This window comes from Streptomyces flaveus, from assembly GCF_014647675.1.
GTDB lineage: Bacteria > Actinomycetota > Actinomycetes > Streptomycetales > Streptomycetaceae > Streptomyces > Streptomyces flaveus.
The window spans coordinates 143881-170016 of record NZ_BMPQ01000015.1 but is presented as its reverse complement, the minus strand read 5'-3'; the positions used below and the strand labels follow the sequence as shown (position 1 = coordinate 170016).

Genomic DNA, 26136 nt, shown 5'->3' with positions numbered 1-26136 from the left:
GCCTACGTGACAGGACTGACAACGACGGCAGCCGGATCACACCGGACGCGACGCGGCCGCGTCGTGGAGACCTCCAGAGATCTACGACGCGGCCGCGAGGTGGACGGGAACCTCAGTGGGCCCCGGTACCGGTGAGCGAGCGCACCTCCAGCTCGGCGTACTTGCCGGTGTCCGGCTCCTCCTTGGACAGGACGGTGCCGAGCCAGCCCATCAGGAAGCCGAACGGGATGGAGATGATGCCCGGGTTCTTCAGCGGGAACCAGGCGAAGTCGACGTCGGGGAACATCGCCTTGGGGTCTCCGGAGACGACGGGCGAGAACAGCACCAGGCCGACGGCCACGATCAGACCGCCGTAGATCGACCACAGGGCGCCCTGGGTGGTGAACCGCTTCCAGAACAGGCTGTAGAGGATCGTCGGCAGGTTGGCGGAGGCGGCGACCGCGAAGGCGAGGGCGACGAGGCCGGCGACGTTCAGGTCGCGGGCGAGGGAACCCAGGAGGATGGAGACGGCGCCGATGCCGATGGTCGCCAGACGGGCCGCCCTGACCTCCTCCTTCTCGGTGGCCTTGCCCTTCTTGATGACGTTCGCATAGATGTCGTGGGCGAACGAGGAGGACGAGGCGAGGGTGAGGCCGGCGACCACGGCGAGGATCGTCGCGAAGGCCACTGCGGAGATCACGGCGAGCAGGATCGCGCCCCAGGCCGAGTCGACGCCGCCCAGGTGCAGGGCGAGCAGGGGCGCCGCCGTGTTGCCGGACGGGTTGGAATCGGTGATCTCTTTTTGCGAGATGAGCGCGGCCGCGCCGAAGCCGAGCGCGATGGTCATCAGGTAGAAGCCGCCGATGATGCCGATCGCCCAGTTCACGGACTTCCGGGCGGCCTTGGCGTTGGGCACCGTGTAGAAGCGGATCAGGATGTGCGGCAGGCCGGCGGTGCCGAGCACCAGGGCGATGCCGAGCGAGATGAAGTCCAGCTTGGTGGTGCCGGTCGCGCCGTACTGGAGGCCGGGCTCCAGGAAGGCGGCGCCCTTGCCGCTGTTCTCGGCGGCCGTGCCGAGCAGGTCGGAGATGTTGAAGTTGAACTTCAGCAGCACCAGGAAGGTGATCAGGATGGTGCCGCCGATGAGCAGCACGGCCTTGACCATCTGGACCCAGGTGGTGCCCTTCATGCCGCCGATGGAGACGTACACGATCATCAGGACGCCGACGAGGGCGACGATGAGGATCTTGCCGGCGTCGGAGGTGATGCCGAGCAGCAGCGAGACGAGGACGCCCGCGCCGGCCATCTGCGCCAGCAGGTAGAAGATCGAGACGACGATCGTGGAGGTACCGGCGGCCGTACGGACCGGGCGCTGGCGCATGCGGTACGCCAGCACGTCACCCATGGTGTAGCGGCCGGAGTTGCGCAGCGGCTCGGCGACCAGGAGCAGGGCCACCAGCCAGGCGACCAGGAAGCCGATGGAGTACAGGAAGCCGTCGTATCCGAAGAGGGCGATCGCGCCCGCGATGCCCAGGAAGGACGCGGCGGACATGTAGTCGCCGGATACGGCGAGTCCGTTCTGGAAGGCGCTGAACTGCCGTCCGCCCGCGTAGAAGTCGGCGGCGTCCTTGGTCTGCCGGCCCGCCCATACGGTGATGAAGAGGGTGGCGATGACGAAGGCCGCGAACAGGGAGATGATCAGCGGCCGGTGCTCGCTGGCCTCGTTCGCCGCGAGCTGCACTTCACTCGCGGCGAGCTGGACCTGAGTGATCGCGGGGCTCATTCGCCGCCCTCCATCCGGGTCTTGATCGCGTGGGCCTTGGGGTCGAGCTTGCTGGAGGAGTGCCGCTCGTACCACCAGGCGATGAGGAACGTGGTGAGGAACTGGGCGAGACCGAAGACGAGGGCGACGTTGATGTTGCCGAACAGCTTGGTGCCCATGAAGCCGCCCGCGTAGTTCGACAGCAGGACGTACAGCAGGTACCAGCTGATGAAGCCGACGGTGAGCGGGAAGGCGAAGGAGCGGTGGGCGCGGCGTAGTTCACCGAACTCAGCGCTCTCCTGCACCTCGACGAACTCCTCGGTGGTGGGGAGGTGAGGCTGGGATTTCGAGGGGGGCGGTGCGTCGGTAGCCACGGAGTCTCCTCGCGTTGCGGTTGCGGCGTCCGAATCGGAAGCGGGCGGATGGGGGTAAAGGGTTGAACTGGCTCTGGACATGGCTGTGTTGTGACCTCACGGAGGTGTGGATCACGTGGGCCGAGTGGCGATGTTAGGGCCTTACGGGCGTGATCCAACAGGGGCTCGCTGGTGCTCTCGCCCCTGCCCAAGGTCACGGGGCGACGCCAAGACCGGTTCAACGCACGGCCGTTCTTTCGGAAGTCATTTCCTGTAAGTCGTTGCTGGCCAGGGATCACGGGAGATAGCTTCGCCACTGCACCACTCAAGTCATGTACCTGCCCGAGCACCACCTGTGTTCGGGCCGGTTCCTTTTCCGGATGATGTGGAGACCCCATGGCTCATCTGCGCTCCAGACGCCGTCTTGCGCTTGCCGTGCCGCTCGTGCTGTCCCTCACCGCCTCGCTCGGCTTCCTGCCGGGCGTCGCCTCGGCCGCCCCGGTCGACGCGCCCGCCGTGGCCGCAGAGGAGGGCCCGAACCTCGCGTACGTGGTCAACACGAAGAAGACGGACCACGGCACGATCGAGTCGGTGAAGAAGGCGATAGCCAAGGCCGACGGCACGGTTGTCGCGACGTACAAGAAGATCGGCGTCATTGTCGTCCACTCGACCAACGCGGAGTTCGGCAAGCAGATTCGTGCCGTACGCGGGGTGCAGTCCGCGGGTGCGACGCGCACCACGCCGCTGACGCCGGCGGGGACGACGGACGAGGGTGCGGCGCAGCTTCTGTCGGCTGCCGAGGCCGCCAAGGTCGAGGCCAGGGGTGCGGCCGCCGAGGAGCCCCTCGAGGCCGACCAGTGGGACCTGCGCGCGATCGGCGCCGACAAGGCCGCGAAGATCAACCCGGGCAGCAAGAAGGTCACCGTCGCCGTGATCGACACCGGCGTCGACGACACCCACCCGGACATCGCACCGAACTTCTCCGCCTCCCAGTCGGCCAACTGCAACGGCGGCGTGGCGGACACCAGCGAGGGTGCCTGGCGTCCGTACACCCCGGAGGATTACCACGGCACGCACGTGGCCGGTGAGATCGCCGCGGCACGCAACGACGTCGGCGTGGCCGGTGTCGCGCCCGGCGTGAAGGTGTCCAGCATCAACGTGACCGACCGGGCGAACGGCCTGTTCTACCCGGAGAGCGTCGTCTGCGCCTTCGTGTTCGCCGCGGACCACGGCGTCGAGATCACCAACAACAGCTACTACGTGGACCCGTGGCTCTACAACTGCATGGACGACCCCGACCAGCGGGCCATCGTCGACGCGGTGAACCGGGCCCAGCAGTACGCCACGAAGAAGGGCACCCTGCACCTCGCCTCGGCGGGCAACTCCAACCACGACCTCGACTCGGACGCGATCGTCGACGACTCCAGCCCCGACGACTCGACCCCGGTCACCCGCACCATCGACCCGCACGAGTGCTTCGACGTGCCGACCCAGCTACCGGGCATCGTCACGGTCAGCGCGACCGGCGTCAACAACACCAAGTCGTACTACTCCACGTACGGCAAGGGCGTCATCGACATCGCGGCGCCGGGCGGAGACCGTTACCAGATCCCGGACACCCCGTCGAAGAACGGCCGGATCCTGTCCACCATGCCGAACAACGCGTACGGCTACCTGCAGGGCACGTCGATGGCGGCGCCGCACGCCTCCGGTGTCGCCGCGCTGCTCAAGTCCAAGTACCCGTGGGCGACTCCGGGCCAGCTCCAGGCGCTGCTGAAGGCGCAGGCGGACAGCCAGGCCTGCCCGACGGACTACGACGGTAACGGCGACGGTGTCGTGGACGCCACCTGTGAGGGCGGCAAGCGCGTGAACGGCTTCTACGGTTACGGCATCGTCAACGCGCTGCGAGCGGTCAAGTAGGCGGGCTTGTGGGCCACTTCGGACGTACGACACTTTCGGAAGCCCACCTCGGACCCGGCCCCGCACGGCCCGTAACGCTCGTACAGCGAACGAACTGGAGACCCCCCATGACAGCGCCTCATACGCGCTCCCGCCGTGCCATGGCGATCCCGCTCGGGATGGCCATGGCGACGGCACTCGTCTTCCTGCCGAACACCGGCGCTTCGGCGGCCCCGGCGGCCGAGGACGCCGCGCCGCAGCTGTCGGCCCTCTCGGCGGAGGCGACCTCGCTCAGCTATGTCGTCAACGTCCGTCCCGGTCACGGCACTTCCTCTTACGTGAAGAAGGCCATCAGCAAGGCCGGCGGCACCGTCGTGACGTCGTACGACAAGATCGGCGTGATCGTCGTCCACTCGTCGAACGCCGACTTCGCCAAGACCATCCGCAAGGTGCGCGGTGTTCAGTCGGCGGGCGCGACGCGTACGGCGCCGCTGTCCGCGCAGTCCACGACCGATGTCGGTACGCCCAAGGTGCTCACCTCGGAGCAGGTCGCGGACGTCGAAGCGGCGGCCGGACAGGACCCGTTGGAGCCCCTGCAGTGGGATCTGCCCGCCATCAAGGCGGACAAGGCACACGAGAAGTCGCTCGGCAGCCGGAACGTCACAGTCGCCGTGATCGACACCGGCGTGGACGACACGCACCCCGACATCGCGCCCAACTTCGACCGCAAGGCGTCGGTCAACTGCGTGTCGGGCAAGCCGGACACGGCCGACGGGGCGTGGCGGCCGAGCGCCGCCGAGAGTCCGCACGGCACGCATGTGGCGGGTGAGATCGCGGCCGCCAAGAACGGCGTCGGCGTCACGGGCGTCGCGCCGGGCGTGAAGGTCTCCGGCATCAAGGTGTCCAACCCGGACGGGTTCTTCTACACGGAGGCCGTCGTCTGCGGCTTCATGTGGGCGGCAGAGCACGGTGTGGACGTCACCAACAACAGCTATTTCACCGACCCGTGGCTCTTCAACTGCACGAACGACCCGGACCAGAAGGCCCTCGTCGAGGCCCACTCCCGGGCCACGCGGTACGCCGAGAGGAAGGGTGTGGTCAACGTCGCTGCGGCGGGCAACGACAACTTCGACCTCGCGGCGGACGAGATCACCGACACGATCTCGCCGAACGACTCCACCCCGTCGGACCGTGTGATCGACCCGTCCGAGTGCCTTGACATCCCGACCCAGTTGCCGGGTGTCGTCACGGTCGCGGCGACCGGCGCGAAGGGCCTCAAGTCGTCCTTCTCCAACCACGGCCTGGGCGTCATCGACATCGCGGCCCCCGGCGGCGACTCGACGGCGTTCCAGACCCCGGCTCCGCCCGCCACCAGCGGCCTCATCCTGGGCCCGGTGCCCGGCGGCAAGTGGGGCTACATGGCCGGTACGTCGATGGCCTCCCCGCACGTCGCGGGCGTGGCCGCGCTCATCAAGTCGACGCACCCGTACGCCCCGCCGGCGTTGGTGAAGGCCCTCCTGTACGCGGAGGCCGACGCCACACCGTGCACCGACCCGTACGACATCGACGGCGACGGCAAGATCGACGCGGTCTGCGAGGGCGGCAAGAACCGCAACGGGTTCTATGGCTGGGGCACCGCCGACGCGCTGGACGCGGTGACGAAGTAGCGGACAAGCAGTGCCTCCCTGCGGGGAGTTGAGCCGGGCGGCCCTTGGGGCGCCCGGCTCTCGCATGGAGTGATCCAAGTCACCTCCCGTGGTGACCGGTCAACGCCGCATAGTGCTCTCATGGCTGACATCGAGTACCTGTGGTCCGCGCTGGGCGGCGATCCCGCCCTGGTCTCGCGGGTCTCCGCGGTCGTACGGGACGGGGCGCTGGAGGCGCGGTTGCCGGTGCGGGAGTTGGCGCGGGGCTGTGTGGGGGCGTGTGCGCTCGCGGCCGCTGAGCTCGGCGCGCGCCGTAGCGGGCGGGAGGTCCCTTCGGTGCGGGTCGATGACGGAGCCGTCGCCACCGCGTTCGTGAGTGAGCGGCATCTGCTCGTGGACGGACGGGCGCCGGTCACTTTCGCGCCGCTGTCGCGGTTCTGGCGTACGGCGGACGGTTGGGTGCGTACGCATGCGAACTATCCGCATCATCGGGCGCGGTTGCTCGGGGCTCTGGGGCTGTCGGCGGACGCGTCCGTGGAGGCCGTGGGCGCCGCTCTCGCGGAGCGGTCGGCCGTGGAGGTGGAGAGCGCCGTGTACGCGGCCGGAGGGCTCGCCGTGGCGCTGCGTACGGCCAAGGAGTGGGCCTCGCACGAGCAGGGCGCGGCAGTGGCCGCGCGCGAGCTGCTGGAGCGGGGGCGGATGGCTTCCTCGGGGGTACGCGTCCTCGCGCCCCTCGACGGTGATCCGCTGTTGCCCGCGGCGGGACTGCGCGTGCTCGATCTCACGCGCGTCATCGCCGGCCCCGTCGCGACCCGTACCCTCGCGCTCCTCGGCGCGGACGTCCTGCGGGTCGACCCGCCACGGCTGCCCGAACTCGCCGACCAGCACGCGGACACGGGCTTCGGCAAGCAGTCCGCCACGCTCGATCTCACGGCCGACCGGCACACCTTCGAGGAGCTGCTCGCCTCGGCGGACGTCGTCGTGACCGGCTACCGCCCCGGTGCCCTGGACCGCTTCGGGCTCACACCGGAGGCGCTGGCCGAGCGCAGGCCCGGGATCGTGGTGGCGCAGCTGTCCGCGTGGGGTGCGTACGGGCCGTGGGGCGGGCGGCGCGGGTTCGACAGCCTGGTGCAGGTGGCGACCGGCATCGCGGCGCTGGAGGGTTCCGAGGAGAAGCCCGGCGCCCTGCCCGCCCAGGCCATCGACCACGGCACGGGATATCTGCTGGCCGCCGGGGTGCTGCGCGCGGTCGCGGAGCAGTTGGAGGAGGGCGGGACGCGGTTCGTGCGTCTGGCGCTGGCGCAGACGGCGGGGTGGCTGGTGAACGGGGTCACGCGGGGCGAGGGGCCCGCAGACGCTACGTACGACAGCCCCGCCCCCTGGCTCAGCGAGACGGACAGCGGGCTGGGGCGGCTTCGGTACGCCCTTCCGCCGGTGTTCTTCGCGGGTGGGCCGAAGAACTGGTCGCGGCCACCGGGGCCATGGGGCGCGGATGCCGCGCGGTGGACCTGAGCGGCTAGGTTCCGCGCCCGGTCTGAGTCGTACGGGCGGTCGGGGCGTATGCAGGGGTGGAATGTTGTTCCGCACCAGTTGTTCTCCAGGGCTTGCCCGGATCTGAACGACTGGTGAAGATCCTGAGGTGAGTTCGATAAGACCGAGTACCGACGCGGGCGGTGAGGTGGGCGCCGCCCGGGTGAGCGCGGCCGGGGGGCGGCGGGCCGTCGCCGCTCTCGTCCTGGTGGGCCTCGCCGCGCTGATCCCGCTCCTCGGGCCGCCCATCGCCCTGCGGGGCACGGGGGAGGCCGCCGTTCCCGCCGACGGGGGGATCGCCCTGCTGCGTACGGTCCTGTTCGCGGCGGTGTGCGTCTCGGCGGGCGAACTGTTCGCCGCCCGGCTGGCTCGCCGTGTGCCGGGGGCACCCCTGGACGACACGCCCCGCAGCTGGGCGCCCGTCGCGGCGGGCGCCGGTTTCGTCGCCGCGCTCTGCCTCGCCTCGGTCGTGGCCAACGGCAACCTGGTGCCGCGCCGGCTCTCCGACATGGACATCGGCGGCCTGTACGAGACCCGGGACGGCGTGCTCGCGCTCCTGGAGGTCAACGCGTTCGTCGTGGCGGGCCTGTGTGCCCTGTCGCGGCGCCCGGCGACCCAGGTGTGGCTGCTCGCCGCGGTGGCCGTCGCGGAGGCGCTGCGGGCCCATCCCACCACGGAGTACAGCCCACTGCTCGGCTCGGGCCTGACGCTCGTACATGTGACGTGCGCGGCCCTGTGGGCGGGCGGCCTGCTGCACGTCCTGCGCCTGCTGCGGCGCTGGCGCGACCCGGAGGCGGGCGCCGCGCTTCTCGGGCTCTACTCGCGCGTGGCGGCCGTTCTGTTCGCCGTGATCACCATGACGGGCGTGGGCAGCACCCTGCGCCGGATGCCGGCCGGCACGGTCCTGGAACAGCTGACGACGACGGCGTACGGGCGCACCCTGCTCGCCAAGCTGCTCCTCGTGGCCGCCGTCGCCGTCCTCGCCCTGTGCGCGCGGCGACGGCTGCGCAGGGCCACCGACCCGCTCACCGCCTACTCCCCCGCGCGGACGGAAGTCGTCGCCCTGGGGGCGGTGGTCGCGGTGTCCGCCGTGCTTACGGCACTGCCGGTGCCGATCCGTTGGTGACCGGATCGGCCGCTTCCTCGGCACCGACCGGCGTCGGCGGCTGCCAGCCCGGCCCCCGGAACACCCGCCCCGCCCGCTCACGCCAACTGCCCGCCGCGCGCAGGTCCCTGGCGATGGCGGCGTACTCGTGCGTGGCGACGCGCAGGGGGTTGTAGGTGTCGATGTTCTTCGTCAGCCCGTACACCGGCCGCTCGGTCTCCGGGACGAACGAGCCGAAGAGCCGGTCCCAGACGATGAGGATCCCGCCGAAGTTCCGGTCCAGATAGCCCCCTTGGGAGGCGTGGTGGACCCGATGGTGCGAGGGCGTGTTGAAGACGAACTCGAAGGCGCGGTGCAGCTTCCCGATGCGCTCGGTGTGGATCCAGAACTGGTACACGAGGTTCGCGGACGAGCAGAACGCGAGCGCCGCCGGATGCACACCGAGGGCGACGAGAGGAACGTAGAACGGCCAGACGGTCCAGGTCGTCCACGGCTGCCTGAGCGCGGTGGTGAGGTTGAACTTCTGGCTGGAGTGGTGCACCACGTGGCAGGCCCACAGGATGCGGATGACGTGATGCCCACGGTGCGACCAGTAGTAGAAGAAGTCCTGCGCGAGCAGCATCAGCGGAACGGTCCACCACAGGACGGGCACGCGCAGGGGCGTCAGCTCGTGGACGGCCGTGTAGACGGCGACGATCGGGATCTTCCACAGCAGGTCGAAGCCCAGGCTGCCCAGCCCCATGGAGACGCTCGTCACTGCGTCCTTCGCCTCGTACCCGGCGGCCTCCTCGTCCGGATGGATCCGGACGCTCACCATTTCGACCACGGTGAGCAGCACAAAGGCGGGGATCGACCACAGCACGGCATCGGGCAGGTTCGGCATGGCTGAACCGTAGAGCGGCCGTTGAGCTGCGGGTAGACGTTGTTACCCACAAGTATTACCTGGGGTACGCGCTTGCTTCTTGGCCAGCTCCTCCAAGAGGCGCAGATGGCCGCAGGTGGCCGGGTTGCCGACGGAGGCTCGGGGGCCGGAAGAGCGGACTCCGGCGAACGGGCTGTCAGTCGCGCCCTTTATCCTCGGTGACCATGCTCGAAGACCGTACGACCGCAGCGTCCGCAGCCTCGTGGCCGGCCGCGTATCCGCAGGGATACGCGGTGGTCGACGTGGAGACCACCGGCCTGGCCCGCGACGACCGCATAGTGTCGGCCGCGGTCTACCGGCTGGACGCGCGCGGCGAGGTCGAGGACCACTGGTACACGACGGTCAACCCGGAGCGGGATCCGGGCCCCGTATGGATCCACGGTCTGACGAGCGAAGTACTCGAAGGGGCACCCCTTTTCCCGGACATCGCCGAGGAGTTCGCGGCCCGGCTCGACGGCCGGGTGCTCGTCGCGCACAACGCCGTCTTCGACTGGTCGATGATCGCGCGGGAGTACGCGCGCGCGGAGCGCGAGGCGCCGGTCCGGCAGCGGCTGTGCACCATCGCGCTCTCCAAGGAGCTGGGCCTGCCCCTGGCCAACCACAAGCTGGAGTCGCTCGCCGCGCACTTCGGCGTCGTACAGCGGCACGCGCATCACGCGCTGGACGACGCGCGCGTGCTCGCCGAGGTGTTCCGGCCGAGCCTGCACGCCGCCGCGCGCGACGGTCTGCGGCTGCCGCTGCTGGAGTGCCGTCCGCTCACGGAGTGGGCGGACGGGTCCGCGCCGCGCATGGGCCAACAGTCCGGCGGTGGGGGCTACGGCGGTTACGGTCCCGGGAGTTGGCGCCCCTCCCGCAAGCGGCCCGCGTGCCCCTACCCCAACCCGGGCCGGTACGAACCGGGCAGGCCACTCAAGCAGGGCATGCGGATCGCGTTCTCCGGAGACACCTCCGTCGACCGCGAACTCCTGGAGGACCGGGCCGTCGACGCCGGGCTGCATGTCGCGACGAGCCTGTCCCGGCTCACCAGCCTCCTCGTCACGAACGACCCGGACTCCGGTACGTCCAAGGTGGCCAAGGCCCGCCAGTTCGGCACACCGGTCGTCGACGAGGCGGCCTTCGGCCAGCTGCTTCTGGATGTGGAGCCAGCCTAGGTCTGTCCTAGCAGGCGTGACGGGGCGTACGGGTGATTGGCGGGCGACTCGCCCCGCGACCGCTCGCCCGTGCCGTCGCGGCGGCCCACCCTGTGGCGCATGGCACGTTGTGAGGTCTGCGGAAACGACTACGGGATGTCCTTCGAGATTCATGCGCAGGGCGCGATTCACGTCTTCGACTGTTTCGCCTGCGCCATCCACCGTATGGCACCCATCTGCGAGCACTGTCGCGTCCAGATCATCGGCCAGGGGGTCGAGGTCGGAGGCCAGTGGTTCTGCGGGGCGCACTGCGCCCGCTCGGAAGGGAAGGTGGGGATCATCGACAAAGTGTGAGGCGCCCTCGACACCATCGCGCTCCTCCGGCGCACGATCGACACAGCCCTCGGCGGGACCCTCCCGTCGAGGGCCGATTCATGCGGGGTAACGTCAATGGGGTGTACCGCTTCCTGTTGTCCCGGCAGTGGGTGATCCTCACGCTGGCCGCCCTCCTCCTCATCCCCACGATGATCAGGCTGGGCATCTGGCAGATGCACCGCTACGAGGAGCGCACCGCCCGGAACCAGCTGGTCTCCGAGGCGCTGGGCGCGGAGCCGGTGCCCGTGGAGAAGCTCACCTCCCCCGGACACACCGTCACCACCGACGAGCGGTACCGCAGCGTGACCGCGAAGGGCCGCTTCGACACCGACGACGAGGTCGTCGTCCGCCGCCGCACCAACTCCGACGACGAGGTGGGCTACCACGTCCTGACTCCCTTCGTCCTCGACGACGGCAAGGTCCTGCTCGTCAACCGGGGCTGGATCCCCGGGGCCCCGACCCAGACGGCGTTCCCCGAGATCCCCGCACCGCCCCGCGGTGAGATCACCGTCACCGGGCGGCTCATGCCCGACGAGACGACCGAGGCGAGCGGTATCAAGAACCTCGAGGGCCTGCCGGACCGGCAGATCATGCTGATCAACAGCGAGCAGGAGGCCCGCCGCCTCGACGAGCAGGTGCTCGGCGGCTTCATCGTGCAGACAGCACCCGCGCCGAAGGGGGACACCCCGGAGCTGATCGGCAGGCCCGGCAACGAGGACGCCGCGCTGAACTACGCGTACGCCATCCAGTGGTGGCTCTTCGCGGCGGGCGTCCCGGTGGGCTGGGTGATCCTGGTCCGCCGTGAGCGCCGGGACCGGGCGGAGGCCGCGGCGAAGGCACAAGCGCCGGAGGCGACACCGGCCGCCGTATAGCCGTAACCGCCGACACGGCACCCGTCGGGATTGTCACCCGACGTCACGGGAACCCACCACCCGTGCACTCATCGAACGAGCCCGGCGCACCCGACGGGTCCGACGCGCCCCGCGAAGCCGAGGAGGCGGACGAGGCCGTCCCCGCCATCGAGGACTACGCGCTGATCGGCGACCACCAGACCGCCGCCCTGATCGGGCGGGACGGGTCGATCGACTGGCTGTGCCTGCCCCGGTTCGACTCGGCGGCCTGCTTCGCGAAGCTGCTGGGGGACGAGGAGAACGGTCACTGGAGGCTCGCGCCGAAGGGGGCGGAGGCCTGCACGCGGCGGGCGTACCGGCCTGAGTCGCTCGTGCTCGACACCGAGTGGGAGACCGCCGAGGGGGCGGTACGTGTCACCGACCTGATGCCGCAGCGCGACCGCGCTCCCGACGTCGTACGCGTCGTCGAGGGGCTCGAGGGCCGCGTGACCATGCGCAGCACTCTGCGACTGCGTTTCGACTACGGCTCGATCGTGCCGTGGATGCGCAAGTCGGACAGCCATCGGGTGGCCGTGGCGGGCCCGGACTCGGTGTGGCTGCGCAGCGAGCCCAAGGTGCGTACCTGGGGCAAGGACTACGGCACGCACTCGGAGTTCACGGTCGCCGAGGGCGAGCAGGTCGCCTTCGTGATGACCTGGCATCCCTCGCACGAGCCGCGCCCGCCGCTCGTCGACCCGTACGAGGCGCTGGCCTCCAGCGTCGACGACTGGCGGGCGTGGGCGGACCGCTGCCGTTACCGGGGTCCGCACCGGGACGCGGTCGTCCGCTCCCTGATCACCCTCAAGGCCCTCACGTACGCGCCGACCGGCGGCATCGTCGCGGCGCCCACCACCTCGCTCCCGGAGGAGATCGGCGGCGTCCGCAACTGGGACTACCGCCACTGCTGGCTGCGCGACTCCACACTCGCCCTGGGCGCGCTGCTGGCCTGCGGCTACCACGAGGAGGCCGAGGCCTGGCGCGACTGGCTGCTGCGTGCGGCGGCGGGCGACCCGGCGGATCTGCAGATCATGTACGGGCTCGCGGGCGAGCGGCGGATCCCTGAGTACGAGGTACCGTGGCTGCCCGGATTCCGGGGCTCGCGTCCGGTCCGGGTCGGCAACGACGCCGTACGCCAGTTGCAGCTCGACGTGTACGGCGAGGTCATCGACTCCCTGTCGCTGGCGCAGCGGGCGGGCCTGCCGGCCAAGCCGCACATGTGGCGTCTGCGGCAGGCCCTGATGGAGTTTTTGCGGTCGAACTGGCGCAGGCCCGACGAGGGGTTGTGGGAGGTACGCGGTCCGCGCCGCCACTTCGTGCACTCGAAGATCATGGCGTGGGTGGCCGCGGACCGCACCATCCGCGCCATGGAGGACAACCCCGGCCTGCCCGGCGACCCGGACCACTGGCGCGCGATGCGCGACGAGGTGCACCGCGAGGTGTGCGAGCGCGGCTACGACCCGGAGCGGAACACCTTCACTCAGTTCTACGGCTCCCGCGAACTGGACGCCTCGCTGCTGCTCATCCCCCGTATCGGCTTTCTGCCGCCGGACGATCCGCGGGTGACCGGCACGATCGACGCGATCCGCGACGAGCTCGCGCATGACGGCTTTCTGCGCCGGTACTCCTCGGAGCCGACGGTGATCGACGGGCTGCCGGGCCATGAGGGCGCGTTCCTGGTCTGCTCGTTCTGGCTGGCGGACGCGCTGCATCTGACGGGGCGCACGAAGGAGGCTCGCGAGCTGTTCGAGCGCCTGCTCGCGCTCTGCAACGACGTGGGGCTGCTGTCCGAGGAGTACGACCCGGTCGCGGGCCGTCAGCTCGGCAACTTCCCGCAGGCGTTCAGCCATATCGGTCTGGTGGGCACCGCCCTCACCCTGTTCGGCGAGGAGGGGGCAGGATAGGAGCATGGATCTTGGACTGAAGGACCGTGTCTACGTCGTCACCGGGGCCACCCGCGGCCTGGGCAACGCCTCCGCGCGGGAACTCCTCGCCGACGGCGCGAAAGTGATCATCACGGGCCGGGACGAGAAGAAGGTGGCCGAGGCCGCCGCGGCTCTCGGCCCGAACGCCCACGGAGTCGCCGTCGACAACGCCGACCCCACGGCCTCGGCGAGTCTGATGGCGGCGGCGCGCGAGCGCTTCGGCGGCTTCGACGGCATTCTGATCAGCGTCGGCGGCCCGGCGCCCGGCTCCGCCGCCGACAACACGGACGAGCAGTGGCAGTCGGCGTTCGAGTCCGTCTTCCTGGGCGCGGTCCGGCTGGCCCGCGCGGCTGCCGCGGAGCTGGTCGAGGGCGGTGTCATCGGCTTCGTGCTCTCCGGTTCGGTGCACGAGCCGATCCCGGGCCTGACCATCTCCAACGGCCTGCGCCCGGGTCTCGCGGGCTTCGCCAAGTCGCTCTCGGACGAGCTCGGCCCGCGCGGCATCCGCGTCGTGGGCCTGCTCCCGGCCCGGATCGACACGGATCGCGTGCGCGAGCTGGACGGCCTGTCCCCTGACCCGAAGGTCACGCGGGCGGCCAACGAAGCGCGGATTCCGCTGCGCCGCTACGGCACCCCGGAGGAGTTCGGCCGCACGGCCGCCTTCCTCCTGTCACCGGCGGCGTCGTACCTCACGGGAATCATGCTGCCGGTGGACGGCGGGGCGCGACGCGGCTTCTAGGCGTACGGATTCCAGAGGTACGGAGTCCAGGGCTTCTGCCTGGACTCCGTACTCAAGTCACCCGTTCCGCTCGGTGCTTGACCCCGCGCAGGCGCACCTGTGCGGGCAGCGCGGCCAGGCCGGCGGAGTCCCTGGCGTGGGCGAGGGCCTGAGTCGTCAGGCGGTGCAGTGCGTCGCCGGGGTCGGCGTGCGGTTCGAGGAGCAGCTGGACCCGCGCCTGAGGGGTGCTGCGCCGGCCGGTCAGCGCCGCCTGTGCGCGCTGCACGCCGTCCAGTGCGCCCGCCTCACCGGTCAGTACGCCTTCCAGGGCCCGCCCGCGCAGCAGCGCCCCCTCGCCGTCGCCGGTGTCGACGAGCACCTCGGCGAGCCGGCGCCGCCGCAGCACCGCCGTCAGCCACCACACGGCGAGCAGCACGGCGACGGAGAGTACGGCGATGACGGTGGGCCACCACCAGCCGTCGTCCCGCCAGCGCGTACGGTCCGCATCGCTCAGCAGCACGTCCCGCTGCCCGTCGTGGACCCACCACGAGGGCGGGTCGAGGCCGAGGCCCACGGCGAGCACGGAGCCGCCGCCCACGACCAGGAGCAGGCCCGCGAGTCCCACCAGAACTCGGTTCACGATCCTCAGCACCGGCCGTCATCCCTTCCGGTTCTTGTTCGCCCGCGCGACATGCACCGACAGAGCGGGCCGCCGGGCCAGCCCGAGTCCCTTGATGCCGTCGGCGAGCGTGGTGTCCAAGTCGGCGCGTACGTCGTCGAGTTCGCGGAAGTGCGACACCGCCCGCACATCGACCTTCCTGCGCCCCACCCGGACCCGTACCGAGCGCACCCCGGAGACCTCCATGGCCCGGTCGCGCAACACCATGGCGGCGGCGCCCCGGTGCAGACCGGCCCGTACGTCGGCCTGCGGGCGACGCATCGGCAGTACGTCCCGCAGGCCGGGCGTCACGGCGAGCACGAGCAGCCAGAGGCCGAGAGCGGCCGCGACCCCGGCGCCGACGAGCACCCAGGTGTCGTCGAGGGGCCGCTCGGCGAGCTCCCGGGCGAGGGATCTGCGCCATGCCATGGCGGGCCGGTCGAGGCGCACGGCGACGACGTCGTACAGCAGGAGGCCCGCGCCGGCCAGGACCAGCAGTGCGAGGATGCCCGCGGGGACCCGGCGCTTGGACCAGAAGCGGCCGTCCCCGTCGTCCGCGGCGTCGGAGGTGGGCAGCGGGTCGTACGCCGCCGCGGACGCGGACTGGCCGAGTTCGCTCTCGGCCGCCTTCTCGATGACGGGCAGCTGACGGGTGCTCTCGGAGCCCTGGGACTCGCTCATTGGGTCCTCCCCTGTGCCGCGCCGCGTGCCTGCGCGGAGTGCAGGCGCTCCACCTGGACGGCGACCTCGGACACCTCCATACCCGCCAGCATCCTTACCCGCTGGGTGACTTGGCGACGCACGGCGGCGCACTGGGCACCGATGTCGGAGGGGTAGTCGAGTTCCAGGCCGATCCGGACACGGGCGGTGTCGATGGGGGTCCCCCCGCTCGAGCGAAGCCGAGAGTGGGGGCGGACGACGACGGTGGCGTGCGGCGGCCCGGCGTCCGGGGGCAGCACGTCCAGGGCCTCGCGCGCCGCCTGCGCGGCGATCTTCGAGACGACCCGGTCGGCGATGCGGAGCGCACCGCGCTCGGCAGGTGCGACGGTCCGGCCGGGGCTGCCGGGCCGGACGGGCGCTCCGGCCGCGGCGAGCTCACCGGTCACGTGCGTCACCGCCGCCGGTCGCCGCGGGTACGGAAGAAGTCACCGACTTCCCAGTCGCCCTCCAGGAAGCGGCCGGCCACGAAGCCGACGGCGCCGAGGGCCGCCACGAGGAGGAAGGCACCGAACCCGCCGAAGTATCCGGCGAAGCCCAGCGCCATTCCGGCGATCATGCCGATCGCGGCCATGCTCATGCTGCGCTCCTCTGCGCATCAAGGGGGCGGGTACTGCTGGCGCTCCTACTGAAGCCGGGTCTCCGATTCCCCTTCTTCTTCCTCTTCCGGCAGTTTGACATCGCTGACCGCGATATTGACCTCGACGACTTCAAGGCCCGTCATCCGTTCGACGGCCGAGATGACGTTCTCGCGCACGGCGCCGGCGACATCGGTGATCGAGACGCCGTAGTCGACGACGATCTCCAGGTCGAGCGCCGTCTGCACCTCTCCGACCTCGGCCTTCACACCCCGGGTCACGGACTTCGCACCGCCCGGGACTCGGTCCCTCACCGCTCCGAAGGTGCGCGAGAGCCCGCTGCCCATCGCATGCACCCCGAGCACATCGCGGGCTGCGAGCCCGGCGATCTTCTCCACCACACCGTCCGCGATGGTGGTACGTCCCCGGGAGGCCGGGTCGCCTCCCCCGCGCTTGGTCACACTGGGCCTGCGGGGCTGTACATCCGGCGCCCCCTTCTCGCCCTCGGGGTTCTCCGTCCGGTTCCGCTGCGTCATGTCGGTCATCGCCCTGCGTCCCTTCCGGCTTGTACTCCTTCCCTCACACTAAGTGTGGTTGCACGGCAGCGCAGCAGTTGATGCGGCAGGCTGGAGCGATGACGGCGGACCAGTGGACCCGGGCAGTACGACGTCAGCTCGGCTTCGGCAGGCTCCTGCCGCTGGGCGGGCCACAGGACGGTGCATGGCTGACAGAGTCGGCGGCGGAGCCGGTCCTGCGCCGAGCCGCGCGCCATGTGCCGGGCGTACACCTCGGCACGCTCCGGCTCGCGCTCGCCGACCCGGACCAGACGTACGTGGCCGCCGTGCCGCCTCCGCCCAGCGCCCTGCCGCCGGGGCCACTGCGGATCAGCGGCGAATTCACAGCCACCCTCGTGACCGGCGACCCCCTCCCGGCACTCGCGTCCCGCCTGCGCGCGACCCTCGCCTCGGCGGCGACGGAGCGGCTCGGGCTGACGGTCACGGAGGTGGATCTACGGGTGACGGGGTTGCTGGAGGAGGGGGACGCGGGCGTCACGAAGGACGACGAGACCGACGTACGCCGTGACGAGCCCGATGAGCCGCCACGTACCGCAGAGCCCGAGCCGGAACCGGACGACGACGAGTCCCGAGTGGCTGCCGCCGCACTGGCCGTCCCGGGCGTGGCCCGCCTGACCGGCACATTCGGCGGTCTGGGCCGCGCGGTGCACATCGAGGAGCACGCCGGTGAGGCCGCTCTGACGCGCCGTCACGTCCGCGTGGAGCTCGAGGTCCACGCGGACCGGCGAGCACTGGATGTGGCCCGCGAGGTCCGCGCGGCCGCAAGCGAGGTACTGCCGGACCATCCGTCGGTGGCGGTACTGGTCACAGGCGTGACGGACTGAGCACGGGCCCAGTCAGGCGCGCCCCGTAAGGGGGCGCGGGGCTGTGACATATGCGGCCCCGCGCGGAGCGCTCAGTCGCCGACCCCGGCAAGATCCCGCAGCCGCCGCCCCTGCGCGGAGCGCTCCGCGACCCGCTGGTCCTCATACGTGCGGTCAACGGCACCCTGGAGCAGCGCCTTGGTCTCGACGAGGGCATCCCGCGGCGCGGCCAACAACGCCGCCCCAAGATCCCGTACCGCATCATCAAGCTGCCCCACAGGCACAGCAAGATTCGCAAGCCCGGTACTCACGGCCTCCTCGGCCGGCACAAACCGCCCCGTCGCGCAGATCTCCAGCGCACGGGCGTACCCGACCAGCCCCACCAGCGGATGCGTACCCGTGAGGTCGGGCACGAGCCCAAGACTGGTCTCCCGCATGGCGAACTGCACATCGTCCGCGACGACGCGCAGATCACAGGCGAGCGCAAGCTGGAAGCCCGCCCCGATGGCATGCCCCTGCACAGCGGCGATGGACACGATGTCGCTGCGCCGCCACCAGGTGAAACCCTCCTGGTACCCGGCGATCGTCGCGTCGAGCTCGGCGTCGGAACCGCGCGCGAGTTCGATGAACGAGGGCTCGCCCTCGAACCCCTCGGGCGTGAACGCCTGCCGGTCGAGCCCCGCGGAGAAGGACTTGCCCTCCGCGCGCAGCACGACAACGCGAACGGTGCCCGGCAGCAGCCGCCCGGCCTCGGCCAGCGCCCGCCACAGAGCGGGGCTCTGCGCATTGCGCTTGGCCGGGTTGGTCAGCGTCACCGTGGCGATCGCCTCGTCGACGGTGAGCCGTACGCCGTCCTTGTCGAGTACCGGGTCGAGCGAAGCCATGGGGCGCCTCCGATGGGTGCGGTCAGAGTGGGTGTCCTGCGAGGACACCCTTAAGTGACTGCACAGTAACCACCCGGTCCGTCACCGGACCGACCGGGTGGCCACCATCGGAGAACGAGAAGCGCCCGGCTTCAGGCCGACGCGGCCTTCTTACCGCGCGTCGCTCCGCCACGCCCTCGAAGCGTGACTCCCGACTCGCTGAGCATCCGGTGGACGAAGCCATACGAGCGGCCGGTCTCCTCGGCCAGTGCCCGGATGCTTGCACCGGAGTCGTACTTCTTCTTCAGGTCTGCCGCGAGCTTGTCGCGCGCGGCGCCGGTCACCCGGCTGCCCTTCTTCAGAGTCTCGGCCACCCGTGCCTCCTCATGGGAAGTGCGCTCTGGACTTCTCATGATCACCCCTCAAGAGCTTCCTGGCCACCCATTCGGCAAGGTCCGTGGACAAGCTTTGAGTCGCGGGAGGCCTTCCTCACGAGCGGAACCTTGGGTTCCGGGCGGCGATGTTCGTACGCCCGAACGACTTCACGCGCGAAGGTCCAGGTCAGCGGAGCGTGGCGGCCGGTCATCTGCGGGCCGAGGGCCCGGCCGCGAAATCGATGTACGACACACCTCGGTACGAGGAGATCTCACACAGATGATGGATCACGGATGAGCCGAATGATCCATACGCAGTTGATCAGTCATTCGATCAAGCGCCGCTGACCCTGCCCGGACTTCCGGGGCAGGGTCCATGCGGGCCGCGCGGGGCTCAGGCGAGGGCGACGAGGTCCGCGTAGTCCGCGCCCCACAGGTCCTCGACGCCGTCGGGCAGCAGGATGATGCGCTCCGGCTGGAGCGCGTCGACCGCGCCCTCGTCGTGCGTGACGAGGACGACGGCGCCCTTGTAGGTGCGCAGGGCGCCGAGGATCTCCTCGCGGCTGGCCGGGTCGAGGTTGTTGGTCGGTTCGTCGAGGAGGAGGACGTTCGCGGACGACACCACGAGGGTGGCGAGCGCGAGGCGGGTCTTCTCGCCGCCGGAGAGGACCCGGGCCGGCTTGTCGACGTCGTCGCCGGAGAACAGGAAGGAGCCGAGCGTCTTGCGTACCTCGACGAGGTCGAGGTCGGGGTTCGCGGAGCGCATGTTCTCCAGCACCGTGCGGTCCGGGTCGAGGGTCTCGTGTTCCTGCGCGTAGTAGCCGAGCTTGAGACCGTGGCCCTCGAGGACCTGGCCGGTGTCGGGCTTCTCCACGCCGCCGAGAAGCCTCAACAGGGTGGTCTTTCCAGCGCCGTTGAGACCGAGGATGACGACGCGTGACCCCTTGTCGATGGCCAGGTCGACGTCGGTGAAGATCTCCAGGGAGCCGTACGACTTCGACAGGCCCTCGGCGGTGAGCGGCGTCTTGCCGCAGGGCGCGGGCTCGGGGAAGCGGAGCTTGGCGACCTTGTCGGACTTGCGCTCGGCCTCCAGGCCGGCCAGCAGCTTGTCGGCACGGCGGGCCATGTTCTGCGCGGCGACGGTCTTGGTGGCCTTGGCGCGCATCTTGTCGGCCTGCGAGTGGAGGGCGGAGGCCTTCTTCTCGGCGTTCTGCCGCTCGCGCTTGCGGCGCTTCTCGTCGGCCTCGCGCTGCTGCTGGTAGAGCTTCCAGCCCATGTTGTAGACGTCGATCTGGGAGCGGTTGGCGTCCAGGTAGAACACCTTGTTGACGACCGTGTCGACGAGTTCGACGTCGTGGGAGATCACGATGAAGCCGCCGCGGTAGGTCTTCAGGTAGTCGCGCAGCCAGACGATCGAGTCGGCGTCGAGGTGGTTCGTCGGCTCGTCGAGGAGCAGGGTGTCCGCGTCCGAGAAGAGGATGCGGGCCAGCTCGATACGACGGCGCTGACCGCCGGAGAGCGTATGCAGGGGCTGGCCGAGCACCCGGTCCGGCAGGTTGAGCGCGGCGGCGATGGTGGCGGCCTCGGCCTCGGCGGAGTACCCGCCCTTGGTGAGGAACTCCGTCTCCTGGCGCTCGTACTGCCTGAGCGCCTTCTCGCGCGTGGCACCCGTGCCGTTGGCGATGCGCTGTTCGTTGTCGCGCATCTTGCGGATCAGGGTGTCCAGGCCGCGCGCGGACAGGATGCGGTCGCGGGCGAGCATGTCGAGGTCGCCGGTACGCGGGTCCTGCGGGAGGTAGCCGACCTCGCCGGAGCGGGTGACGGTGCCCGCGGCGGGCGTGCCCTCACCTGCGAGGACCTTGGTGAGCGTGGTCTTGCCCGCACCGTTGCGGCCGACCAGGCCGATGCGGTCGCCCTTGGCGATACGGAAGGTGGCGGACTCGATGAGGATGCGGGCACCGGCACGCAGCTCGATACCGGAGGCGGAAATCACGGACAGACTCCAGGGCAGGGTCGATGACGGGGTGGGCGAATGAGGTGGTGCCGCACGTAGCGCGCCCTTGGAAAGGTGTGGCGGGCGACGGGCGGGGCGATCACGCCGTCTAATGCGCGAGGAGAATGGCCATGGGCCAAGTCTAACGGGGGCCCGCAACCAGATTTTCTGTGCGCGCATGTTCTACGTCACCTTTGCGGCCCGGCAGTTCGTCGCCCGAAGGTCTCCCGGTTACCCGAAGGTCTCCCAGGGATTCCGGCTCGAAGGGCGTTGTCAGTGCCGGGTGCAAGACTGAGGAGCAGGTCACATTCAGCAGGTTCATCCGGCGACGAGGCGAGAGGGAGTGGTCGCCATGGCGGGCACGGTGGGCGGACGCCCGAGCATCTTTCCGACGCTGCTGTACGGGGACGCGAAGGCCGCGATCAGGCAGCTCACGGAGGCCTTCGGCTTCATCGAGGCGTCGGTGTACGAGGGCGAGGACGGCACGGTGCTGCACGCGGAGCTGGTGCAGGGCAACGGCGCGGTGATGCTCGGCTCCAGGGGCCGCGGCGGCCGTTTCGACGAGGCGATGAAGGGCTCGACGCACACCGGGGTGTATGTCGTCGTGGACGACATCGACGCACACCACCAGCGGGCCGTCGACCACGGGGCGGAGATCCTCATGCCCCCGACGGACCAGGACTACGGATCGCGGGACTACATGGCCCGTGACCTGGAGGGCAATATCTGGAGCTTCGGCACGTACGCCCCCGAGATACAGGCCTGACACCCCGCCTGCCCCCTCGGCCGCCGCTCTCAGTTGCCTCCGGTGTGCACCTGGAAGGCGGCGCGGCGTACGGCCCTGGCCAGAGCCGGGTCGGGGTGGGCGGCGGCGAGTGCGACCAGGACCTGCACGGTACGGGGGTGGCCGACGGCGCGGACCTCGTCGAGGAGCGCGGGCACGGTGGGCTGCACCGCGGACTCCAAGTGCCGTACGAGAAGCGGGGCTTCGCCGTGGTCGGCGACGGCCGCGGCGGTGTCCACCCACAGCCAGGTGGCCTCTTCGCGGGTGAGGATCTCGTGGGCGTCCTCGGGGTCGTGACCGTCGTGCACGGCGAGCCACAGCAGGGCGTACGGGCGCAGGTGGACCTCGTCGGCGACGGCGCGTACGTCCTGCTCGGCGGGGGCGCCGACGACGCGCAGCGCTTCGAAGGCGAGCCCGCGCAGCAGGGCGTCCTCGCCACGGGCGGCGTCGAGGAGTTCGGTGACGGCGCTGCCGACGGGGCGGGCGGCGAGCCAGGCGCGGTACTCGGCACGGGCCGCGTTGGGACGCAGCTGGGCGCAGCCGCGGAGCATGTCCTCGGCCGGCTGCTCGATGTTCCCGGCGGGGCTCTGCGCGGCGACGCAGATCTGCTCCAGCTTGACCCACACCGCCCAACTGCCCAGCGGGGTGAGCGTGGCCTGGCCGTCGGCGCAGGTGAGGGCGCCCACGGAGGCGATGGCGCTCAGGGCCCAGTCGAGGAGGGGGGCGAGAGGGGTGTCCTGCGCCGGTTCCTCCACCGGCTCGGGCTGCGGCCCGTACGGGATCTCGCAGCGCTCGGTGCGCAGTTCCGTGACGCGCTGTTCGAGCAGGTCGAGGAGTTGGGTGACGGGGACGGGGCCGGCCGAGAGCTGGAGGAAGGAGAGCACTTGGGGCATCGCGGAGACGACCTCGGCGACGACCGCGTGTTCCTGGTCCTCGGGCTCCGGGCAGGCGAGCGACCAGGCGTCGAAGAGGGCGACCCAGCCGCGCAGTACGGCGCTGTCGTCGCGGTTCCAGGCGCGCAGCCGCCAGCCGGGGCGCGCGCTGTCGCCGTGTACCTCGATGAGGCCCGCGAGACGTGCGGTGTCCCAGTCCGCGCGGACCTGAGCCGGAGTCAGGGACAGGTCGTCGGCGGCCCGTTGGGCGGACGCCTCGGAGAGCGTGCCCGTGCCGTCGGGGGGCGTGCCGTCGCGGTCCCGGCCAGGGCTCAGCGCGGCGTCGGCCCAGCGGGCGACACGGGCCGCGCCGGCGAGCTGGGCGCGCGCCATACGGGCCAGTTCCGCGGGCGCCGGGGTGCCCTCGGGCGGGCGCGGTGCGGGTCGGCGCGCAGGCCGCTGGTTCATCGCTCGGGGTGCGGCGGCCAGGGGTCGTGAGCGGACGAGTCGGAGCCTGGAGTCGCGCGGGATACGGGACGTCACGGGGGCAGTCTTCCGGTTGACGGTCCGAAAACCCAAACGGAACGCCTCAGGGGGCGACAGGGGAGCCCGGCGCACCGGGCCCCACGAGCGCCCACAGGACCAGAACCGCCAGGTGCTTCGGGGTCAACCGGAAGCCGGGAAGGATCAGAGAAGGACCAAGGGAGGAGGGGAAGGCGAGGACTACATCAGCGGAGTGAGGAAACGTCGCAGGGCCTCTTCGTAACCGGCCGGGTCGGCGTTCCACATGGCGCCGTGCGGGGCGTTCCGGACGGTGTGCAGGGTGACCAGGGCGGGGCGGCGGTCGGCGAGGCGGCGGGAGTGCGCCCAGGGGGCGACCGCGTCGTCCGGGCCGTGCAGGACGAGGACCGGCACCTTGAGCAGGTCGGGGTCGGCCGCACCCTGGACCCGGTCTCCGTGCAGGCCCGTACGGCCCTGGGCGGCGCGGACGGCCAGCGGCAGCAGGGCGCCGGGCGTGCGGCGGGCCGCGGCGAGGGCGCGCAGCGTGTCCTCCCAGCTGAGGACGGGCGAGTCCAGCACGAGCCCGGAGATCCGGTCGCGCAGCGCGGAGTGCGCGGCGGCGCGCACCGCCATGGTGGCGCCGGTGGACCAGCCGTACAGGATGACCTGTTCGGCGCCGGAGCGCACGGCGTAGCGGATCGCCGCGTCGAGGTCGGACCACTCCGTCTCGCCGAGGTGGCTCAGGCCGTCCGGTGGGCGGGGTGCGCCGAGGTCGCCGCGGTAGGCGAGGTCGAGGACGGGGAAGCGGAGGCGGTGCAGCAACTCCATGACGTTCATGGGGTGTTCACGGGTGGCGCCCAGACCGTGCACGGTGATCACCCAGGGCTCGCGGGCGCCGGGGACGAACCAGGCGGGCAGGGCGCCGAGTTCGCCGGGGATGTCGACGTCGGTGTGGTCGAGGCCGAGCGCGGTGCTCGGGTCGCCGATGTGCACGTTCGGGGTGAACCACACCTTGTCGCCGGGTTCCAGCGTGCCGTGGGTGACGCGTTCCAGTCGGCGTACAACCGTGTCGGCGGGGTGCGGGGCGGACTGAAGGACCGTACCGATGACGGCATGGCTCCCGTTGCCGCTCAGGCCGTACCTGCCCGGCCGCAGGGAGGCGAGAGCACGGGTGAGCGTGATCTGTCCGGCGGCTGTGGCGTGCACGGTGAGCCACGGTTCGGTGGGCAGCGGTCTGTCCGGCGACGCCCTCAGAGCGGCGTCGCTCGCGAAGCGGCCGGCCGCGACGGTGGCGGCTACGGCGGCCAGGGCGGCGGTGACGGCCGCGGCCGTCACTTTCACGGTGCGCACGGATCCAGTCTCCCGACGGAGCGCGCCGTCGGCCACCCGAAGGGACCTGCGAAAAGTACGAGCCGGGGACGGTTACGGCTGGCCGTACCCCTTCAACCGCTCCCCCACTTCCGCCACCTGCTCCGGGCTCAGCAAGGACGGCGAGTGGCCCGGAAGCGACGACGCCGTCAGCCACAGGCGGCACATCCACTCCAACTGGGCCGTACGGTCGTAGGCCTGGAGGAGGGTGGTGCCGTAGGTGAGGGTGCCGTGGTTCTGGAGGAGGCAGGCCGTGCGGTTCCGCAGCGCCCGGAGCATGTTCTCGGCCAACTTTTCCGTGCCGTAGGTCGCGTAGGGGGCGACGCGAACGGGGCCGCCGAGCGCGGCGGCCATGTAGTGGATGAGCGGCAGTTCGGAAACGAGCGTGGAGACGGCCGTGGAGTGCACGGCATGGGTGTGGACGACGGCGCGGGCGTCGGTGGCGCGGTAGACCGCCAGATGCATGGGCAGTTCGCTGGTCGGAACGAGTGAACCGAGCACCTGCCGGCCGTCGAGACCGACCCCGCAGACGTCCTCGGGTCCGAGTTCGTCGTAAGGGACTCCGGTCGGCGTGACCAGGACGGTGTCCCCGACCCGGACCGACGCATTGCCCGACGTACCGACGACCAGCCCCTCGGACACCGTCCGGCGAGCCGTCGCCACGAGCTCGCGCCAGGCCCGTTCCGTCGTGTCCCGCGCACCCTGCTCCGCCACGTCCCGCCCGTCGCTCACGTCCCACCGCTGTTCTGCCATGCCGCGATCCTGCCAGCCGCGCACGCCGGCCCGGCGCGGGCGAGGGCACTTTAGGGCGGAACGCGCACCTCCGAAAGGGCACATATAAGAATAGAACGCCCGCCCGGATCAATTGGCCGACGACCGACGGAGTTTCACGGATCTTCCAATAACCTCGGGGAGATTTGTCGTGCACGCCGCCATTCCGGGGGAAAGATGGCCCGTGATCGCAAACCGTCCCGAAGTCGCCGACTGTCCCGAAGTCGCCACGCCCGCTTCACCGTGCTCTCCGTGGCGACACTGACCATCGGCACAACCGCCCTCGTCGAGATGCCGGTCTCGGCAGCCGCCAAGCCCAAAGGGCACGACGTCTCCTCGCACCAGAAGAGCGTCAACTGGCCGAAGGCGAAGAGCAAAGGCGCCAGGTTCGTCTATGTGAAGGCGACCGAGTCCCACACGTACCGCAATCCCTATTACGGCCAGCAGTACCACGGCGCACGCAACGCGGGCCTGGTCCGCGGGGCGTACCACTTCGCGCTGCCGCACAAGTCGTCGGGCAGGACCCAGGCGGCGTACTTCGTACACAACGGAGGCGGCTGGCGGGCGGACGGCTGGACGCTGCCGCCCGCGCTCGACATCGAATACAACCCGTACGGCAAGAAGAAGTGCTACGGCCTGAGCAAGGCCAGGATGGTCGGCTGGATCAAGTCGTTCAGCAACGAGGTGAAGCGGCAGACCGGCCGCCGCCCGGTGATCTACACCAACTACAACTGGTGGAAGATGTGCACCGGCAACAGCTCGGCGTTCGCCTCGAACCACGCGCTCTGGCTGGCCCGCTACAGCTCGTCGGCGGGGTCGCTGCCTGCGGGCTGGAGGACATGGACGTTCTGGCAGTACGACAACGGCGGGAGCCTGCCGAGTGACCAGAATCTCTTCAACGGGTCCATGAGCCGGCTCAAGAAGTTCGCGAAGGGCTAGAAGCAAGGGCTAGCGGAGCCCAGCACTCCGCCTCAGTTCGACTCCCGCGTCACCCCTCCGGTATATCCGGAGGGGTGACGCCTCGTTTTGGTACACCTCACGGTCCTGT

General features: G+C 70.6%; 26 protein-coding genes. 12 read left to right on the top strand and 14 right to left on the bottom strand.

Annotated features, from left to right (window positions below; all coding sequences use genetic code 11):
- Positions 1-112 precede the first annotated feature (112 nt).
- Both IEZ21_RS27235 and IEZ21_RS27230 read right to left on the bottom strand, forming a co-directional pair.
- Positions 113-1762 carry a monocarboxylic acid transporter gene (locus tag IEZ21_RS27235; protein ID WP_189324516.1) on the bottom strand — a complete coding sequence of 550 codons (1650 nt, stop codon included), beginning with the start codon at positions 1760-1762 and terminating at the stop codon, positions 113-115.
- Positions 1759-2115, bottom strand: coding sequence for a DUF485 domain-containing protein (locus IEZ21_RS27230; protein ID WP_189324515.1), 357 nt, complete (start codon positions 2113-2115; stop codon positions 1759-1761). The genes IEZ21_RS27235 and IEZ21_RS27230 overlap by 4 nt, the downstream gene beginning before the upstream one ends.
- Positions 2116-2490: 375 nt before the next feature.
- Between IEZ21_RS27230 and IEZ21_RS27225 the strand changes: the two genes are divergently transcribed.
- From IEZ21_RS27225 to IEZ21_RS27210, 4 genes are all read left to right on the top strand, one after another.
- Complete coding sequence (locus IEZ21_RS27225; protein WP_189324514.1) at positions 2491-4014, top strand: S8 family peptidase; 1524 nt, start codon at positions 2491-2493, stop codon at positions 4012-4014.
- A gap of 107 nt (positions 4015-4121) precedes the next feature.
- Positions 4122-5660, top strand: coding sequence for a S8 family peptidase (locus IEZ21_RS27220; RefSeq protein WP_189324513.1), 1539 nt, complete (start codon positions 4122-4124; stop codon positions 5658-5660).
- A 120-nt stretch (positions 5661-5780) separates the two neighbouring features.
- Positions 5781-7151 carry a CoA transferase gene (locus IEZ21_RS27215; protein WP_189324512.1) on the top strand — a complete coding sequence of 457 codons (1371 nt, stop codon included), beginning with the start codon at positions 5781-5783 and terminating at the stop codon, positions 7149-7151.
- A 127-nt stretch (positions 7152-7278) separates the two neighbouring features.
- On the top strand, positions 7279-8295 hold the full coding sequence (locus IEZ21_RS27210) for a CopD family protein (RefSeq protein WP_189324511.1): 1017 nt from the start codon (positions 7279-7281) through the stop codon (positions 8293-8295).
- On the opposite strand, the gene IEZ21_RS27205 is transcribed toward IEZ21_RS27210, so the two are convergent.
- Positions 8264-9157, bottom strand: coding sequence for a sterol desaturase family protein (locus IEZ21_RS27205; RefSeq protein ID WP_189324510.1), 894 nt, complete (start codon positions 9155-9157; stop codon positions 8264-8266). The two genes, IEZ21_RS27210 and IEZ21_RS27205, sit on opposite strands and share 32 nt — an antisense overlap.
- Positions 9158-9360: 203 nt before the next feature.
- Between IEZ21_RS27205 and IEZ21_RS27200 the strand changes: the two genes are divergently transcribed.
- The 5 genes from IEZ21_RS27200 (at position 9361) to IEZ21_RS27180 (ending at position 14252) form a co-directional block, all read left to right on the top strand.
- Positions 9361-10347: a DEDDh family exonuclease gene (locus IEZ21_RS27200; protein ID WP_189324509.1), complete on the top strand. Its 987-nt coding sequence runs from the start codon at positions 9361-9363 to the stop codon at positions 10345-10347.
- Positions 10348-10446: 99 nt separating this feature from the next.
- The gene (locus IEZ21_RS27195) at positions 10447-10680 is read left to right on the top strand and encodes a metallothionein (RefSeq protein WP_033317784.1); all 234 of its coding nucleotides are present in this window, start codon (positions 10447-10449) and stop codon (positions 10678-10680) included.
- Between the two features lie 101 nt (positions 10681-10781).
- Positions 10782-11573 (top strand): SURF1 family cytochrome oxidase biogenesis protein, encoded by a 792-nt coding sequence (locus IEZ21_RS27190; RefSeq protein ID WP_189324508.1) that lies wholly within the window; start codon positions 10782-10784, stop codon positions 11571-11573.
- Between the two features lie 62 nt (positions 11574-11635).
- Complete coding sequence (locus tag IEZ21_RS27185) at positions 11636-13492, top strand: glycoside hydrolase family 15 protein (protein ID WP_281399527.1); 1857 nt, start codon at positions 11636-11638, stop codon at positions 13490-13492.
- A 4-nt stretch (positions 13493-13496) separates the two neighbouring features.
- Positions 13497-14252: an SDR family oxidoreductase gene (locus tag IEZ21_RS27180; RefSeq protein WP_033317786.1), complete on the top strand. Its 756-nt coding sequence runs from the start codon at positions 13497-13499 to the stop codon at positions 14250-14252.
- 52 nt (positions 14253-14304) lie between these two features.
- Here IEZ21_RS27180 and amaP read toward each other — a convergent pair whose 3' ends face one another.
- From amaP to IEZ21_RS27155, 5 genes are read right to left on the bottom strand one after another with little or no spacing between them, the layout of a single operon-like run.
- Positions 14305-14883: an alkaline shock response membrane anchor protein AmaP gene (amaP, locus tag IEZ21_RS27175; RefSeq protein ID WP_189324507.1), complete on the bottom strand. Its 579-nt coding sequence runs from the start codon at positions 14881-14883 to the stop codon at positions 14305-14307.
- 6 nt (positions 14884-14889) lie between these two features.
- Positions 14890-15570 (bottom strand): DUF6286 domain-containing protein, encoded by a 681-nt coding sequence (locus IEZ21_RS27170; RefSeq protein ID WP_189324506.1) that lies wholly within the window; start codon positions 15568-15570, stop codon positions 14890-14892.
- Positions 15567-15995, bottom strand: coding sequence for an Asp23/Gls24 family envelope stress response protein (locus tag IEZ21_RS27165; protein ID WP_189324505.1), 429 nt, complete (start codon positions 15993-15995; stop codon positions 15567-15569). Before IEZ21_RS27165 ends, IEZ21_RS27170 begins: the two co-directional genes overlap by 4 nt.
- A 5-nt stretch (positions 15996-16000) precedes the next feature.
- Positions 16001-16186 carry a hypothetical protein gene (locus tag IEZ21_RS27160; protein WP_033317790.1) on the bottom strand — a complete coding sequence of 62 codons (186 nt, stop codon included), beginning with the start codon at positions 16184-16186 and terminating at the stop codon, positions 16001-16003.
- A 45-nt stretch (positions 16187-16231) separates the two neighbouring features.
- The gene (locus tag IEZ21_RS27155) at positions 16232-16729 is read right to left on the bottom strand and encodes an Asp23/Gls24 family envelope stress response protein (RefSeq protein ID WP_189324504.1); all 498 of its coding nucleotides are present in this window, start codon (positions 16727-16729) and stop codon (positions 16232-16234) included.
- An 89-nt stretch (positions 16730-16818) separates the two neighbouring features.
- Here IEZ21_RS27155 and IEZ21_RS27150 point away from each other — a divergent pair, with 89 nt between their 5' ends.
- Positions 16819-17583: a nucleopolyhedrovirus P10 family protein gene (locus IEZ21_RS27150; protein WP_189324503.1), complete on the top strand. Its 765-nt coding sequence runs from the start codon at positions 16819-16821 to the stop codon at positions 17581-17583.
- 71 nt (positions 17584-17654) lie between these two features.
- Here the strand turns inward: IEZ21_RS27150 and IEZ21_RS27145 are convergent, their stop codons facing one another.
- The 3 genes from IEZ21_RS27145 to IEZ21_RS27135 all read right to left on the bottom strand — a co-directional run bounded on the left by IEZ21_RS27145 (position 17655) and on the right by IEZ21_RS27135 (position 20792).
- Positions 17655-18446: an enoyl-CoA hydratase/isomerase family protein gene (locus IEZ21_RS27145; protein WP_033317793.1), complete on the bottom strand. Its 792-nt coding sequence runs from the start codon at positions 18444-18446 to the stop codon at positions 17655-17657.
- Between the two features lie 131 nt (positions 18447-18577).
- On the bottom strand, positions 18578-18799 hold the full coding sequence (locus IEZ21_RS27140; RefSeq protein ID WP_006123601.1) for a helix-turn-helix domain-containing protein: 222 nt from the start codon (positions 18797-18799) through the stop codon (positions 18578-18580).
- 394 nt (positions 18800-19193) lie between these two features.
- Positions 19194-20792: an ABC-F family ATP-binding cassette domain-containing protein gene (locus tag IEZ21_RS27135; RefSeq protein WP_189324502.1), complete on the bottom strand. Its 1599-nt coding sequence runs from the start codon at positions 20790-20792 to the stop codon at positions 19194-19196.
- A gap of 352 nt (positions 20793-21144) precedes the next feature.
- Between IEZ21_RS27135 and IEZ21_RS27130 the strand changes: the two genes are divergently transcribed.
- Entirely contained in the window at positions 21145-21558 is a 414-nt protein-coding gene (locus tag IEZ21_RS27130; RefSeq protein ID WP_033317795.1) for a VOC family protein, read from the top strand.
- 29 nt (positions 21559-21587) lie between these two features.
- On the opposite strand, the gene IEZ21_RS27125 is transcribed toward IEZ21_RS27130, so the two are convergent.
- The 3 genes from IEZ21_RS27125 to IEZ21_RS27115 form a co-directional block, all read right to left on the bottom strand.
- Entirely contained in the window at positions 21588-22991 is a 1404-nt protein-coding gene (locus IEZ21_RS27125) for a hypothetical protein (RefSeq protein ID WP_189324501.1), read from the bottom strand.
- 180 nt (positions 22992-23171) lie between these two features.
- Positions 23172-24299 (bottom strand): alpha/beta hydrolase, encoded by a 1128-nt coding sequence (locus tag IEZ21_RS27120; protein WP_189324500.1) that lies wholly within the window; start codon positions 24297-24299, stop codon positions 23172-23174.
- A 72-nt stretch (positions 24300-24371) separates the two neighbouring features.
- Positions 24372-25070, bottom strand: a complete 699-nt coding sequence (locus IEZ21_RS27115; protein ID WP_189324499.1) for a class II aldolase/adducin family protein — start codon at positions 25068-25070, stop codon at positions 24372-24374.
- Between the two features lie 195 nt (positions 25071-25265).
- On the opposite strand from IEZ21_RS27115, the gene IEZ21_RS27110 reads away from it, so the two are divergent.
- Entirely contained in the window at positions 25266-26027 is a 762-nt protein-coding gene (locus IEZ21_RS27110; RefSeq protein WP_189324498.1) for a lysozyme, read from the top strand.
- The last annotated feature ends 109 nt before the right edge of the window (positions 26028-26136 follow it).